The organism is Xanthomarina sp., assembly GCF_035306605.1.
Classification (GTDB): Bacteria; Bacteroidota; Bacteroidia; order Flavobacteriales; family Flavobacteriaceae; genus Xanthomarina.
This window is the reverse complement of the sequence record NZ_DATGNR010000010.1, coordinates 56,776-72,598: the sequence shown is the minus strand read 5'-3', so window position 1 is coordinate 72,598 and position 15,823 is coordinate 56,776. Positions and strand designations below refer to the sequence as shown.

General features: G+C 33.9%; 11 protein-coding genes. 7 read left to right on the top strand and 4 right to left on the bottom strand.

The annotated features are described in order from the left end of the window. Window positions 1-114: 114 nt before the first annotated feature. The 3 genes from VKY41_RS01525 to VKY41_RS01515 are packed head-to-tail and all read right to left on the bottom strand — an operon-like array spanning window position 115 to window position 2,710. On the bottom strand, window positions 115-993 hold the full coding sequence (locus tag VKY41_RS01525; RefSeq protein WP_500812667.1) for a universal stress protein: 879 nt from the start codon (window positions 991-993) through the stop codon (window positions 115-117). Window positions 994-1,036: 43 nt separating this feature from the next. Further along, on the bottom strand, window positions 1,037-2,515 hold the full coding sequence (locus VKY41_RS01520; protein WP_500812666.1) for a BCCT family transporter: 1,479 nt from the start codon (window positions 2,513-2,515) through the stop codon (window positions 1,037-1,039). 9 nt (window positions 2,516-2,524) lie between these two features. Further along, window positions 2,525-2,710, bottom strand: a complete 186-nt coding sequence (locus VKY41_RS01515; RefSeq protein WP_500812665.1) for a hypothetical protein — start codon at window positions 2,708-2,710, stop codon at window positions 2,525-2,527. A gap of 866 nt (window positions 2,711-3,576) precedes the next feature. On the opposite strand from VKY41_RS01515, the gene VKY41_RS01510 reads away from it, so the two are divergent. The 6 genes from VKY41_RS01510 to VKY41_RS01485 all read left to right on the top strand — a co-directional run bounded on the left by VKY41_RS01510 (window position 3,577) and on the right by VKY41_RS01485 (window position 12,741). After that, a complete protein-coding gene (locus VKY41_RS01510) occupies window positions 3,577-5,031 on the top strand; it encodes an FAD-dependent monooxygenase (RefSeq protein ID WP_500812664.1) in 1,455 nt (484 codons plus the stop codon). 294 nt (window positions 5,032-5,325) lie between these two features. Next, a complete protein-coding gene (locus VKY41_RS01505; protein ID WP_500812663.1) occupies window positions 5,326-7,170 on the top strand; it encodes a PLP-dependent aminotransferase family protein in 1,845 nt (614 codons plus the stop codon). A gap of 378 nt (window positions 7,171-7,548) precedes the next feature. Next, on the top strand, window positions 7,549-9,171 hold the full coding sequence (locus VKY41_RS01500; RefSeq protein ID WP_500812662.1) for an FMN-binding glutamate synthase family protein: 1,623 nt from the start codon (window positions 7,549-7,551) through the stop codon (window positions 9,169-9,171). A 342-nt stretch (window positions 9,172-9,513) separates the two neighbouring features. Beyond that, on the top strand, window positions 9,514-10,074 hold the full coding sequence (locus VKY41_RS01495; protein WP_500812661.1) for a hypothetical protein: 561 nt from the start codon (window positions 9,514-9,516) through the stop codon (window positions 10,072-10,074). A 215-nt stretch (window positions 10,075-10,289) separates the two neighbouring features. Then, entirely contained in the window at window positions 10,290-11,405 is a 1,116-nt protein-coding gene (locus tag VKY41_RS01490) for a DUF2914 domain-containing protein (protein WP_500812660.1), read from the top strand. Between the two features lie 175 nt (window positions 11,406-11,580). After that, entirely contained in the window at window positions 11,581-12,741 is a 1,161-nt protein-coding gene (locus tag VKY41_RS01485) for a pyridoxal-phosphate-dependent aminotransferase family protein (protein ID WP_500812659.1), read from the top strand. 59 nt (window positions 12,742-12,800) lie between these two features. On the opposite strand, the gene VKY41_RS01480 is transcribed toward VKY41_RS01485, so the two are convergent. Then, window positions 12,801-13,241: a universal stress protein gene (locus VKY41_RS01480; RefSeq protein ID WP_500812658.1), complete on the bottom strand. Its 441-nt coding sequence runs from the start codon at window positions 13,239-13,241 to the stop codon at window positions 12,801-12,803. A gap of 430 nt (window positions 13,242-13,671) precedes the next feature. Here VKY41_RS01480 and VKY41_RS01475 point away from each other — a divergent pair, with 430 nt between their 5' ends. Continuing rightward, entirely contained in the window at window positions 13,672-15,735 is a 2,064-nt protein-coding gene (locus tag VKY41_RS01475; protein WP_500812657.1) for an amino acid carrier protein, read from the top strand. The last annotated feature ends 88 nt before the right edge of the window (window positions 15,736-15,823 follow it).

Here is a 15,823-nt window from a genome sequence, read left to right as displayed (position 1 = left end):
GTGATTTTTATAAGTGAAAGTGACTATAATTATCAAACTGAGCACAGTCTAGATTTTTTTAGTAGTTAGTAAACTTGAATTCTCGACTGTGCATGTATTTAAAATAAAGTTTTCTTAACGAATCACCAATAATGGCATTTTTCTGTTTCTTATTAATAAATCGTTAGTAACACTTCCTACAAACAATTTCGTGATATTATTTCCACCTCTAGCTGAAACCACAATTACATCAAAATGACCTTTCTCCGCATGGAGCTCAATAGCTTCAACAACAGACACATCTCCTCTATCAATATATCTAAACGGAATCTCTTCAGATAGCTTTTGCTTTTTTCTGAATTGCTTTACCTTCTCCTTTAAGTGAAGCTTGGTCTTATCAATGGCTTTTTCAGTATTTATATAAGGAAAGAAAAAAGAAGGAATGTTATAGACATGTAAGGCTTCAATTTTTCCTTTTGAACGTTCAACTAGACTTTGCGCTACTTTAAAACAACTTGCAGAAGCCGAACTAAAATCGGTTGGAACCAATACATTTTGCATTTCGTGACTGGCTTCTTCAGGAACCAATAACAGGTTAGCATCTAGCATTCTTACAAGTTTTTGATTTAAGGCTCCCGTTCCTTGTAACTCGTCCTTATTTCCGACTACCATAATATCAATCTTATACTCTTTAGCCAGATGACTAAGGATACTTTCGGTATAGTCATCAGAAGTAATTAACACAGTGTGTGGAACTGAAGCTGTGTAGTACTTATCAACGGTCTTTTGCAAGCCTCTTTCAACTATATCTTCAACAGTTATTCCTTCTTCAAGAAACTCGTCATATAAATCATACAACTTATACTGTTTAATGTTGTGTGCAAAATATAGGTGTTCAATATTCCACACCTGACATAGAAAACTGACGTACTTTAACAAAATGGAATCCATTGCCGTAAGGTCCATTGCTACCATCAGTCTTAATTCATTTTCTAAATTTATTTTTTTAATCATCTTTTAAACTTAAAATATTTTCATCGATATATCTAAACACTATCTACAAATCGGTTGTAATTGTTTTCTTCCCAGGTTTTGATTCTGGTTCGATTTTTTTCAAATTCTTCTCTTCTCGTTCCTCGTTTACCAATTGCAGGATGTTTTTACGATAGGTTTGTCTTTCCAAGAGTTTTTCTTTTCGCTCTGCTTTTTGATAATCCTCGTTTACTCCTCGATATAGCGAGAAACACATCATTACCAACAGAATAGCAAAAGGCAAACCTGAAATTGTTACTACCGTTTGTAAAGCATTTAAACCTCCACCATACATCAGTACAGCCGCAATCAATCCAGTTGCTACTGCCCAAATTACCCGTTGAAAGGCAGGCGTTTTTAATTTTCCTCCTGAAGTAATACTATCCACAACCAATGCTCCTGAATCTGCTGATGTAATTATAAAACTACAAATAAGAATTACTCCCAACGATTTTAAAAGTATGGCTAATGGGAATTTATCAAAAAACACATAAAGTGCTGTGGAAATGTTTTCGTTTACAGCAACAATCATAGCTGTATCACCAAGAAGGATATCACGCATAGTAGTTCCGCCAAATGCACTAAACCATAAAAAAGTCACTAATGCAGGTAGAATTAATACACAAAGAATAAACTCTTTAATAGTTCGTCCTCTTGAAATTCGGGCAATAAATGTTCCAACAAAAGGCGACCAAGAAATCCACCATCCCCAATACATAATAGTTCGTGTTTTCTGCCAATCGGTACCTTGTAAAGATTCTGTCCAAGTAGACATATCTATAAAATGCACCAAATAACTCCCCAGATTCTGGATATACGATTTAAAGATAAATGTTGTTGGACCTAATATTAAGACTAAAATAAAAATTGCTGATGCAACCCTTACATTCAATTTACTCAACATTTGAACCCCTTTATTTACTCCACTAAAAGCAGATATTGTTGCGGCCAATGTCACCCCAAGAATTATTAGCACCTGATAGAACAATGAACTCGGAACACCAAAAACATGTGTAAGTCCTGAATTAATCTGTCCCACTCCAAAACCTATGGTAGTTGCCAATCCAAAGAGTGTTGTTATTACCGCCATGATATCGATAAGATCTCCCATCCATCCGTGGATTCTATTTCCTAAAAGTGGATAAAAAGCAGATCGTAAGGTGAGTGGCATCTTTCTATTAAAAGTAAAGTAAGCTAATGAAAGCCCGACTACGGAATAAATAGCCCATCCGTGAATTCCGTGATGTAAAAATGAAAAATTAATAGCTTCTTGTGCAATTAATGCAGGCGCCTCTCCAGCCAAACGCGGCGGGTTTAAATAATCTCGAACAGGATCAGCTATACTAAAAAGCACCAATCCATTCCCAATTCCTGCACTAAATAACATTGCAAACCAAGCCCATAAACTAAATTCTGGTTTTGCCTCACTGCCTCCTATTCGGATTTTCCCAAATTTGCCAAAGGCCATATACAAGCAAAAAACGATGAATAAATTTACTGCCAAGGTGTAAATCTATCCTCCATGAGCCGACACAGCAGTTTGCGCCAATCCAAAATAATAATCGGCTTGTTCTTCAAAAATTAGGGTAAATCCAATGCTAAAAATTACAACGGAAATCGCAGAAAAAAATACCGTCTTATTTACTACAAGCCCAAGGAATTTGGAAGCACTTTCTTTTCTAGTAACTCTAATTGACATATACTAATTGATTTATTTTAAAATAAAAAGCGACCCCATTCTTCCTATAGAGAAAATAAGGGTCGAAAATTTAGAATTGAACCACTTTGGCCTTTCTATAAATTACTGAAAAAACATCAGTGATAATTACCTCTAGTGATTTGAGGAAAAATGTATGAAACATGTAAAATAAGTGAAACATTTAGATTTCAGGTTAACTGAAGTACGGAGTTTCACATGTGGCTTTTTAAATTTTACAAGTGACATTATAACATAAATAAACACTTTTTCCAAATTTTTCTATAATAGACCCCAAGCCAAAGCCTTAAAGCACTATAAATCAACAAATTTCACCACCTTAAATATTTCAATAATTTATATATTGTTTATAGACAAATAACATATCTGTGAGTATTTACTCATAATTTATCAAAAACAAGGTCAAGCCAAGAATTATCGCTTTCATTTTTTGTTATCTTTGAAATTAAGTGGAACGACTTAAATGAACAACACGAAGTTTTTATCATTTAATACCAAAAGCATTTTTTTCCTTAAAAAATATTAATAAACATATTTATGGAAGGAGACTCAGAATTTGGATTAATGAAACACCGAAGCAAACAATCATTGCAGATTTTAGCACAGTCATAGAGCTACGTCAATTGGATTATATTCGTGAACAGATTTTTAAACACCTTTCCATAAGCGATACAGACATGACTACATTAGAATTTGAATACCATAAATTAACTGGAAACTAAAATTCGTTCCAAAAACAAATACCATTAATTTCTCAAGTCAAACTTTGTTGTAGTTTTAAAATCAACAACAATTATTTCAGTTAGGCTTTTATTGAAAATAAGAAATCGAAAACAAATTACTAAAAGGTGAAAAACGCGGAAGACAAAGAACCTAATTGGGAAATCTGTCCAGAATGTTATGGACTAGGCAAAAAAAAACAAAGACTCCGAAAAAAAACACGGCTCCGCTATAAAAACGAACTAGCTAAATTTGAAAAAACTACGAACGGACCAATTCCTATTCGCCCAAAAGCTCATCTTACTTTATGTGTAAACTGTAACGGGTCTGGACTAGTTCCAGCTACTAGTTGCCCCGTTCCTGATAAAGAAAACTTTCCACATGTAGCTATTATTGGTGGAGGAATTGGCGGTGTGGCTTTAGCTGTAGCCTGTTTACATCGGAAAATTCCTTTTACACTTTTTGAACGGGATAGTAATTTCAATACTCGATCTCAAGGCTATGGACTCACTTTACAACAAGCTAGTAAGGCAATCGAAGGATTTGGCCTTTTCAATTTAAAAGAAGGTGTGGTTTCTACCAGACATATTGTTCATACTACAGAAGGAAAAGTAATCGGTGAATGGGGCATGAGAAAATGGTTACAGGCAGGCGAAAACACTTCTCCTAAACGTACAAATGTGCATATATCCCGACAATCTTTACGGCTAGCATTACTTGAACAACTTGGAGTACCTGATTCTGTACAATGGGGACATCAATTAGTAGATATCAAGAAACTTGAAAACAAAGGTGTTGTTTTGAGCTTTCAAGTAAACGGAAAAACAAAAAACGTTTATCCCGACCTGGTAGTTGGTGCCGATGGAATTCGCAGTTCTGTCAGAAAGTTTATGATTGGTGAAGATATTTCCCCTCTACGCTATCTAGGTTGTATTGTAATACTAGGAATTTGTCCTTTAGAAAATATTAAAAATCTAGATTCTTCCCTACTCGATTCGGCCACTGTATTTCAAACAGCCAACGGTAATGAACGTGTTTATATGATGCCTTATACATCAAACTCGATAATGTGGCAACTTAGTTTTCCTTTGTCTGAAAAAGAAGCTAAAGCCTTGAGTTATCAAGGTGCAAAAGCTCTTAAAGCAGAAGCTTGCAGAAGAACTAAATGGCACCACCCGATTCCACAGATTTTAGAGGCAACCGAAGAAGCTCAAATTTCCGGATATCCTGTATATGACAGAGAACTACTAGACCCAGAATTATTGAAAAAAGGCGGACCAACAACTCTTATTGGAGATGCAGCTCACCCCATGAGCCCTTTCAAAGGCCAAGGAGCGAACCAAGCGCTTTTAGATGCCTTAGAGCTTGCTAGGGAAATCTCGAAAGGATGCAGAGCTTTATCAAATTGGAGAGAAGTTGGAATAAGAGAAAAGGTATTAAATGAATTTGAATCAAAAATGTTAAAACGAAGTGCTTCCAAAGTTAAAGACTCTGCTGAAGCTGCGAAGTTCCTACACTCGGAAATCGTACTTCATGAAGGAGATGAACCCAGAGGGCGCTGCCTAAAAAGAAATGAGTCATAAGAAATATTTACACTTAACATTCAACCTAAAAACCATTGTAAAACTACAGAGTAATCGGGGTCTTGATAATATTTGGAATACAGATATAAACAGGATTAGAATTTTACGTATTAAAAAAGCTAAGCTTAACCTGAAAATAAACTAATAAATAAAATAGAAAAGAGCGAATTGATAATGACGAAATTTTAGGTTAGTTAAGAAACTAACTAAATACCAAGAGCAACAAACGTCTAGTATCCTTTCAAAAATAAATCTGATTAATGTATCTTGCCAACCTATCTAAAGTCGGGAATCATGGAATACAATAAAACACGAAATTATATTAAAGATGTACTGAAAAATATGCCAACTGGTTGGTTGAGCATAACAACACATCGACTAGATATTTATAATGAAGAATTAGCTAAAACTCAATTCTTAGAGCAATTTGAAACTCTATTTAGCTCCAATAACTCTGAATCGTCGGCATTAAATGAGTTGCCTACAGCTTACGACTATATCCGACTAGGTCATCCATTATCATGCGTGCTAGAATGGGCTATTGCTAAATTACATCATTTAAAGCCAGAAAACGTCATCAGTTTTTCGTCCATGACAACTCCTGTTTTGGCCGTTCTAAGAAAGAACTTATTAGATAATAAAAACACACAAATCCTTTACACAGGAGAATTACCTTTATTTTTTGATGCTGATGTATTAAAAAACGTTTATGGTTATAACTTCAATTTAAAACAAGTTGAAAAAGCAGAAGATGTGTCAACATTTAATGGTTCTACTGTTTTTATTTCAAATCAAGAAGAAATAAACAGGGTTGACCTTCATTCAAATATTGACTTTTATATCAATCTTCATCCACAGCTTGGAAGTGTATTGTTAGTTAATGGTGATAAAAATCAAAACTATATTTCAGACATACAGCATGTACGTCGAAGAGAAACTATTGCAATGACACCTGCCAACTGTCTTGTTGCCTTAAAAGCATTAACAAGTGAAACTGCTTTTGATGTTCCAAAAAGTAATGTCGGCACAAATAAATCTCTTGTTTTAAATTCACTTAAAGAAATTACCGGGACAACTTCAAAACCACTCGTGGCTTCTAGCGGGTTATCAATTCAATATGCCATTATGATGGGGCTTGTTCATGATGCCCTTGAAAATCATAAAGGAAAAAACATTAAATTTATTGTGCCTCCAAATTGTTACGGTGGAACCAATGACCAAGCTAGACGTGTTTCTGCTTGCATCGATAACGTTGAAATTGTAAATTTACTTGTAGATGGCGACAATGATATGGTTCAAAGCATCGAAAGCGTGTTAGATAAAATATCCGAAGAAGATGCCATTCCTTACATTATTGCCGAAATTCCAACCAACCCTCGAGTAGAAGTTCCTAATCTTGTGAATTTAAAAAATGTTTTAAGCAAGGAACGTAAAACTACAAGTGGTAATAAAGCAATCGATCCAGTTTTTATTTTAGATCAAACATTTTGTCCTAATTATCTTTTTTTAGGTGAAGGAGAAATCCTCTCAACCGTTAGAGCTATTTCATATGCTAGTGGATCTAAATTTCCAAGTGGCGGACAATGTACTGCTGGTTATGTGGTTGGAAATAATAAAACTGAAGAGTTGATGAAAAAAATAGAAAAGCATCTAGTACTTTGCGATAACGAAGCTACCAATCTTCAATATGAAATTTTAGCTAAGCAACTACCTTCTATGAATCAAAGAATTCTAGACGCTTATAAGAATACTCGTGATTTTGTAAACTACATCCACGATATTTTACCTGAAGCAAAAATAAATTTTGTTTCAGAAGAATTGGCTGAACAAGGATTCACTCCATCCGTATTTTCATTAGATCTTCCAACAAAAGGGAATACTTTTGAAGAAAGAGAAACATATAAAAGAGCTTTAAACTTGAAGTTAATCAACTTAATGATTACAGAAATTCCTAATGAAAGTAAATTTTGCGTGAGTTACGGACAGTTAAAGGGATGCTATTGGACAATTCCAGCAACATCAACTCAAGGAACTACAAAAGAAGGAGATAAAGACTATATTGTTCGCGTATCACTTTCACCTAATTTAGATCTTGAACTTCATAAAAAAGTCTTTTTAGATTTTGTAAAAAACATGTAGACAAAAAAGGATGTAATAAACTCCCTTCAAAATAAAACCAAAAAATACCTTCAATTAGGTATTTGCGTTTTTAAAAATGCTTAAAGCGCCTGAATTAGGCACTTTAAGCATTTTTACACCATTAATAAAAACGTTTTACCTAACAAAAAACATGAAATTTTTCAGAATTTTATCATGTCTGGAATGTTTAAAAATTCACATTCTTGTTTAGATTTAACAATAAAGTTAAATTCTTATAAAATGAAGTGAAATTTTATCAATTTCGTTTTTATATTTAGTAATTTTGCGCATTAATCTATTAACTATTAATTCTAAAAAAATTGCAAGAAAGCTATTTTAGTTTTTAAATATAGCTTTGAATTTAATATTACTTTGATTATGAGAAATACCTTTTATATTGTATCAACTGCTGCGCTTTTGATAACATTTGGATTAGCCTTTTTCTTAAGCTCAAATTGGTATGTACTTTTTGTAATCGTTTTACTCTTGACAATTTTGGGGTATTCTGATGTACTTCAAACGCGACATACAGTCATGCGAAATTATCCAGTGGTAGGGCGTCTGCGTTATGTATTAGAAGAACTTCGTCCAAAAATGTATCAGTATTTTATTGAATCTGATATTGATGGTCGTCCGTTCAACCGAGTTGATCGTTCTACAGTATATCAAAGAGCAAAAGGAGTTAGAGATACTATCCCTTTTGGAACCCAGCTTGATTTATATGCTGAAGGTTATGAATGGATTTGTCATTCAATTGCCCCAAAAGCTTTTGATACATTAAATCAAGACCCTAGAATTATGATTGGAAATAAGGATTGTAAGCAACCTTATTCCGCTAGTATTATAAATATTTCTGCTATGAGTTTCGGATCGCTAAGTTCTGCAGCGGTCGAAGCGTTAAATGCTGGTGCTAAACTTGGAAACTTTGCTCATAACACGGGAGAAGGTGGATTAAGTGACTATCATTTAAAACACGGTGGTGATATTATTTGGCAAATTGGTACAGGATATTTTGGATGCCGAACTGAGGACGGAAAATTCAATCCAGAGCTTTTTGCTGAGAAAGCTTCACTACCAAATGTAAAAATGATTGAGTTAAAAATTTCTCAAGGTGCAAAACCTGGTCATGGAGGTATTCTTCCAGCAGAGAAAAACTCTGAAGAAATTGCTAAAATCAGACATATTAAACCTCATACTAAAGTAAATTCACCACCTTACCACTCCGCTTTTGATACGCCATTAGAAATGGTGAAATTCATTCAAAAATTAAGAGACCTATCTGGAGGAAAACCTGTTGGATTTAAATTATGTATAGGTTACAAAAGTGAATTTATCTCCATTTGTCGTGCCATGGTAGAACTGGATATTTACCCAGATTTTATTGCAGTAGATGGAGGTGAAGGAGGAACAGGAGCTGCTCCACCAGAATTTAGTAATTATGTAGGAGCGCCATTACTTGACGGTCTTGATTTTGTACATAATATCCTTAATGGACTTAATATTAGACAACATATTAAATTAATTGCTTCTGGTAAAATTTCATCTGCTTTTCACGTTGCACGTGCTATTGCATTAGGAGCTGACGGATGTTACCAAGCTCGTGCCATGATGCTAGCATTAGGTTGTATACAGGCATTAATTTGTAATACAAACAAGTGTCCTGTAGGAATTACAACCCAAGACCCAAAGTTAACCGTTGGTTTAGTTCCTCAAGATAAAAAGACTCGTGTGGCCAATTACCACGAAAAAACAATTAAAAATTTTGTTGAACTATTAGGAGCTACCGGTTTAGATGAACCTAAAAACTTAACACGTTCTCATATTTATCGTCGTATTTCACTTAACGAAATGATTACGTATGAAGAGCTTTTCCCATCAATAAAACCAGGAGCTATGCTTAGGGGTGAAATTCCTGAGAAATATAAGTTAGATTTTGCTTTTTCTGACACACAACGTTGGGGAATACACCCAGTAATAGAAGAAGCTTCAGAAGTAATTTAAACCATTTTTCGCTCAGGCTTCTAACCTATAAGTTAGCTTTAAAACAATTTAATGAACTGCTAGCTATTAGGAATTGAGCAAAAATTAAAACACCGAAATAATTATTTAGTAAGAAATCTATTTGAAAAAATAGAACTTATAAAAATATTATTCCGGTGTTTTTTATTTGGCAAATTATCAGTTTTGATCAAATACCCAATTAAATGGTTACTAATGATAAGTTCCAACTACAAACCGTACACCTCAACTTTTGATATAAAAACCATAGAGGATAAATAGAAAAGCGGGTAACATTTACGGTGAAAATAATTATGCTTACTTTAGTGTTCTACCTGTAGAAGCATGAAAACTAGACACCTTATATTTATATTACTTTTTTCGATTGCGCCCATATTTGCCCAAAACATTCCTTATGGACAAAATCCAAAATACAAATCCAGCCTAAACCCAAAGTATAATTCAAACATAAACCCACAATTTTCGTCTGAAATTAATCCAAAATACACTTCTAGAATAAACCCAAGATTTAATTCGAGTTTAAACCCTAATTACACGTCTAGCATTAACCCTAAATATACAACTCAATTAAATCCACAATACAACTCTAAAATCAACCCGGAATACTCCACTAGACTAAATCCATTATACAGATCTTGGGAAGGAAAATATTTGTTTAATATTTTGGCAGAACCCTATGGCGTTCTTGTTTATGCCAACCCTAACATTTATTTATATTTTGATTTGAACGGTAAATGGCTTGGGTATTTCGTTCGTGCAAAAACTAATTACAACTTATTTACACGTGATGGGAACTGGACAGGTCAATACTTATCCTCTGACTCCAATGGTGGCTACAACCTCTTTGATGAAGATGGCACATGGACAGAAAACTATGTTAAATAACAATCAGTACACAACCGTACTCACAATTCTAGAACAAGGAACCTGATTAAACCAATAGAATGAATTCATTATTAACAAACAATTTAATCCATTGTTATAAATACAAATTCAAGGCTTATTTAAATAAACTCAATTATTAAAATAAAAAAGCAAGTATCACAACGGTTTTAGTACTATCTTTTCTCTAATTTAACCACACCATCTACTAAACATTTATGAAAAGAACTTTGGTTAAACTTAGAAACAATGCAATCCTAAAATTTGCAATGAAGTATGAGAAATATGCTCCTATCATTTTCTTTATAGGTGGTTTTATTTTCGATTCCTTAACACTTGGTCGTATCGATCGAACATATGATTTGACCATACTTTCTATACACATGGCCTCATTAACCGTAGCGTTATACCTCTTTAACTTAATAGAAGATGGTAAATGGAAAAACACATTACTAGATCGTAATAAAGAATATCTGCCTTTAGCAATTCAGTTTTTCTTTGGTGGTTTATCCAGTGCCTATGTAATTTATTTCTCGAGAAGTGTTTCACTTTCTAAAACTATCACATTCTTCATCATCCTTCTAGCTTTACTTGTTGCCAATGAATTTCTAAAAAAACGAATCTCTAATAAGTATTTACAATTTGGAGTTTATTTTTTTATAAATTTTACTTTTTTCACATTTATGATACCGGTTTTCATCAAGGAAATGAATACTAGTATTTTCATTATTTCAGGTTTAATAAGTTTAAGCTCTACCCTGCTTTTAATGACTATCATTTATTTAAAAAGTCCAAGCACAAGATTGGAACTCAGTTTTAGAAAAATGCTTGGCATTATCCTCTCCATTTATCTAACTATAAATTTATTTTATTTTTTCAACCTCATCCCACCTGTACCACTTGCACTAGACATTGGTATTGTTGCTCATAATATTCAAAAAAAAGACAATACCTATAATGTAACATACGAACAAGATAAATGGTATGTGTTTTGGCGAGACCACAAGTTTAAGCTAATAATTCAGCCTAATACAGACGTGTATGTTTTCACATCCATATTTGCTCCAACCGAAATAAAAAAATCTGTACTTCATCGTTGGAAATGGTATAACAACACTTTAGGTGAATGGGAAATTGTTGAGGATATAGGCTTTGAAATTACTGGAGGAAGAAATGCTGGATTCCGAGGCTACACCTTTAAAAACAATGTTAAGCCAGGTTTATGGAAAGTCGATGTTATTACCGAAGAAGGATTAGTTATAGGAATTGTAGATTTTGAAATTATAATGAATTCAACCACACAACCAAACAGAGTTATTGAAAGAAAATTCTAATAAGCCGTACTAACACATAGGTCAAACAACTATGTTTATTCTTCTAAAAAACAGTCATTAAGTTTTAAAACGAAATATTATTTATAACTTTAAGAATTAAACAACAGAAAAAGACAAACTCAAAATTTCTTCTGTTTGATTCCCACTAAGCCTGAAATAAATTTAAGCACAATCTATGAAATCGAGAAAACTACTAATGATACCGGGACCAATAGAATTTGAAAGTGAAGTTTTACAATGTATGTCTGTTCCAACTCTAAGCCATGTGGACCCCGATTTCATAAATATTTTCGCCAATAGCCTAAAACTGTTGAAAGAAGTTTGCCAAAGTACTTCAGGACAGGCATTCATAATAGCTGGAACAGGAACATTTGCCATGGATATGGCGGCAGCAAACCTTGTAGAAACTGGAGACAAAGCACTTGTAATATCCACAGGTTATTTTGGTCTTCGTTTTGCTGAAATTCTAAAACGATATGGTGCCGAAGTTGATATACTTGAAGCAGTGGTGGGCAATATAGTTCCATTAGAACTTATAGAGCAACAACTGAAATCTAAAAGCTATAAACTTTTAACCTTTACACATGTCGACACCTCTACGGCTGTATTAAATGATGCTAAAAGTATTGGTGATTTAGGTAAGAAATACAAAGTATTGACAATTCTTGATGGTGTTTGTTCTGTTGCTGGAGAAGAAATCCAACAAGAAGAATGGGGAATTGACGTAGTTCTAACTTCATCACAAAAAGCAATTGGTGTTCCTCCGGGTCTTGCTCTTTTAGTTGCGTCTAAAGCTGCAATTAAAGCATTTGAACAAAGAAAGAATCCCGTTTCGAATTATTATGGAGACTGGGCTAATTGGCTTCCCATAATGAAAGCTTACGAAAATAGACAAGCTTCTTATTTTGGAACACCACCTGTTAATCTTATTATGGCTCTAGAAAAAAGTTTACAAATTATTACTAATGAAGGTCTAAAAAATCGTTTTGACCGACACCAAAGAGCGGGAACAGCCATGCGAGCTGCTATTAAAGCTGTAGGCTTGGAGCTGTTATCAAAAAACGAGCAAACATCTTCCAATACCTTAACAGCTCCTTTATATCCATCTAAAATAGCCCCTAAATCATTCCTGCAAGCTACTAACGAAGAAGGCGTTATATTAGCTGGAGGTTTATTGCCTGAATTAAAAAACAATTATTTTAGAATTGGACACATGGGTTCAGTAAACAAGGCCGATTTACTAGCTACAATCGGTGCTATTGAAACCGTACTAAAGAAGCACGGGTCTACTCATGTTTTAGGATCTGGAAGTGCAGAAATATTAAAACACTTTTAATTAGAAAAGTGTGAAGGTTGGGTACTTTCGACAATTTATAGTTTTAATCGAAAACTACCTTATCTCAAAGGAATAGCTAATAAAGGAATTTGCAATTCATCAATTAAATCCTTTTTCTTGTTTTCGGTAAACAGTCCGTAGATTACATTTTTCTTTCTATGTCCAGCTATTACTAGGTCTATATTATGCTCTTCTACAATTTTCTTTATAGATTTAATTACCGAACCTTCTATTAAAAAACCTTCAGTAGGAATATTGTTTTTCTCCTCCACATCACGGGCTAATTCCTTAATTAATTGGGCTGCTTTTTTATTATCTTCTGTTCTTTTGTCATAGATGAACTGAGGTCCTGCCTCACGACTCAGCAAATCTGTAGGATTGGCTGCTGACACCTGAATTATCCATATCTTGGCATCGGTAAGCTTAGCTATTTTTACAGCATGAGCGGTCAATTGATCTGCGTTTTTTAATTGATCTACGGCTACGAGTATGTTCTTCATAAAGAAAATTTAAGCATTAATTAGTAAGTATTAAATTTAAGGAAAAATCTCAAAGCAGTTGATAAATAATGAGAAAACTTTAATTTGAAAACTCAGTAAGAGAGGATAGCTTAATTTGAATGACGGGTAATTTTAAACAAAACAAATTCAACACTCAAATAAAAATTAAGCGATATTTTTAATCTACTTTAATATTTTCTAAGTAGTTACGGGAGCTCTTTGCTTTTATTAATTAAACCTCATAATTTCACCTTAGGATAAAAGAAAAACTTCATTTTTAGTTAAAATCATACTACACGATTTTCCTGTATTGTTCTTTATTTCCATTTTTATCTCCTGTAAAACCCAATTAAAATTATTAAGCATATTTTTACAGTTGATAAAGCTAAGTTGTAGGAATCCATAGTGTAAATTTTAAACCTTAGAAATAATGGTAAAATATATTTTTTTCATTCTCTTTTTGTGTCCAATTATAGCACTTCATGCCCAAATATTAGAAGTACATGAGAAAACAGGTAATAAATCAGATTTAATAAATGACGGATTTGTAGAACTAAAAGTTTCTGGTGGAATTCCCCCCTACACCTATAAATGGTCTAAGCCTGATACTGCTTTGAATTCACCAAATGCATACGGCCTAACCGAGGGGATTCCATATTCAGTAGTTATAACTGATAGTCAAGGGAATTCCACAACGCGCTCTTATGAAATAAAGCCAGGAATTATAACAGAATATTTTAATGGAGCTGCTGTCCCTTTAGTAAAAAAATTAGGAGCCTTTCTCTTTTGGGATCCATTTAGCGCTATAGGTATTTACGATCCCGTAGTCTATGCCGATATAAAAAAAGTACCTGTTACGGGCTGGACCCCTTCAATACAAGACCGCTTCATTCTTAGCGATTGGAAAGTTAAAAACGGAAACTTAGTTAATGAAGGAGACCTTATAGCAACAGTAGAATCTTCTAAGAAGGGAGAAATAAGTATTTATGCCAATGCCACCGGAACCCTTACACAACTTTCCAAAAAGGGTGAGATAATTTATGACTCGGAAAACAGCAAAGATGTTATTGAAGTTGGAGCTCATAACTTAGCAGAAATAAAATATTTAGAACCAATAATGGTAACCCATCCTAATGGCGACCCAATAACCCACAACATTCCACTTATTGTAATTTGGTTAATTTTTGGAGCTGCATTTTTCACCGTAAAAATGGGGTTTATCAATTTCAAAGGGATTAAACATTCTATAGATCTTGCACGCGGAAAATATGACGATCCTAATGCGCCTGGTAAAATCACTCATTTCCAAACTATGACTACAGCTGTTTCAGCAACGGTTGGCTTAGGGAACATTGCAGGTGTTGCAATTGCTATTTCTATAGGAGGTGCTGGAGCAACATTCTGGATGATTATTGCAGGAATATTAGGTATGGCTTCAAAATTTGTAGAATGCACCCTTGGATTAAAATATAGAGAAATTAACGCTGATGGAAAGATTTTTGGCGGTCCTATGAATTATTTGGAACATGGCCTTAAAAAGAGAAATATGAAATGGCTTGGAAAGTCTCTAGCCGTATTTTTCGCCATATTATGTATTGGAGCTACAATGGGAGGCGGAAATATGTTTCAGGCCAACCAATCGTTTGAAATTCTTGCTGGACAATTTAATTTCATGCAAGGAAAAGGTTTTTATTTTGGCCTTGGCCTTGCACTTCTTGTTGGCGTTGTAATAATTGGGGGAATTGAAAGTATAGGAAAAGTTACTGGACGCATTGTACCAATTATGGCTGCAGTATACATAATTTCAGCTTTTATTGTTATTGGTGTAAATATTGAAAATATTGTACCTGCATTTAATGCAATTTACAATGGTGCATTTAATGCATCAGCAATAAATGGTGGAGTTATTGGCGTATTGATAGTCGGTTTTCAAAGAGCAGCTTTTTCAAGTGAATCGGGAGTAGGTTCGGCTGCCATTGCACATAGTGCAGGAAAAACTAACCATCCAACTTCTGAAGGTTATGTTGCACTTATGGAACCTTTTATAGACACAGTGGTTATTTGTACACTTACCGCTTTGGTACTTATATTTACAGGAATGCACGAAGTTGAAGGAATAGGAGGAGTACAGCTTACCTCCTCGGCTTTTGCTACAGTTATTCCATGGTTTCCCTATGTGTTGTCTTTAGTCGTATTTTTATTTGCTTTTTCCACCATGATTTCATGGTCGTACTACGGAATGCGTGCTTGGACATATCTCTTCGGAAAATCTAACAAAAGTGAAATGATATACAAAGTAATGTTCTTGATGTTTGTAGTAATAGGCTCTTCAGTTGGATTAGGAGCTGTACTTGATTTCTCGGACATGATGATATTAACAATGGCTTTTCCTAATATTATAGGATTATATATTATGTCTGGCGAAGTACGGAATGATCTCCAGGAGTATACACGTAAATTAAAGACAGGGGAATTATTTAAAAAAACAGAATAGACCATCAAAAATATTGAAAAAACCTCAATGTTAAGTTTTTAAATCATTTTCCGAATTACTTTTTCGTGTTTTTGTGCTAACTTGGTTA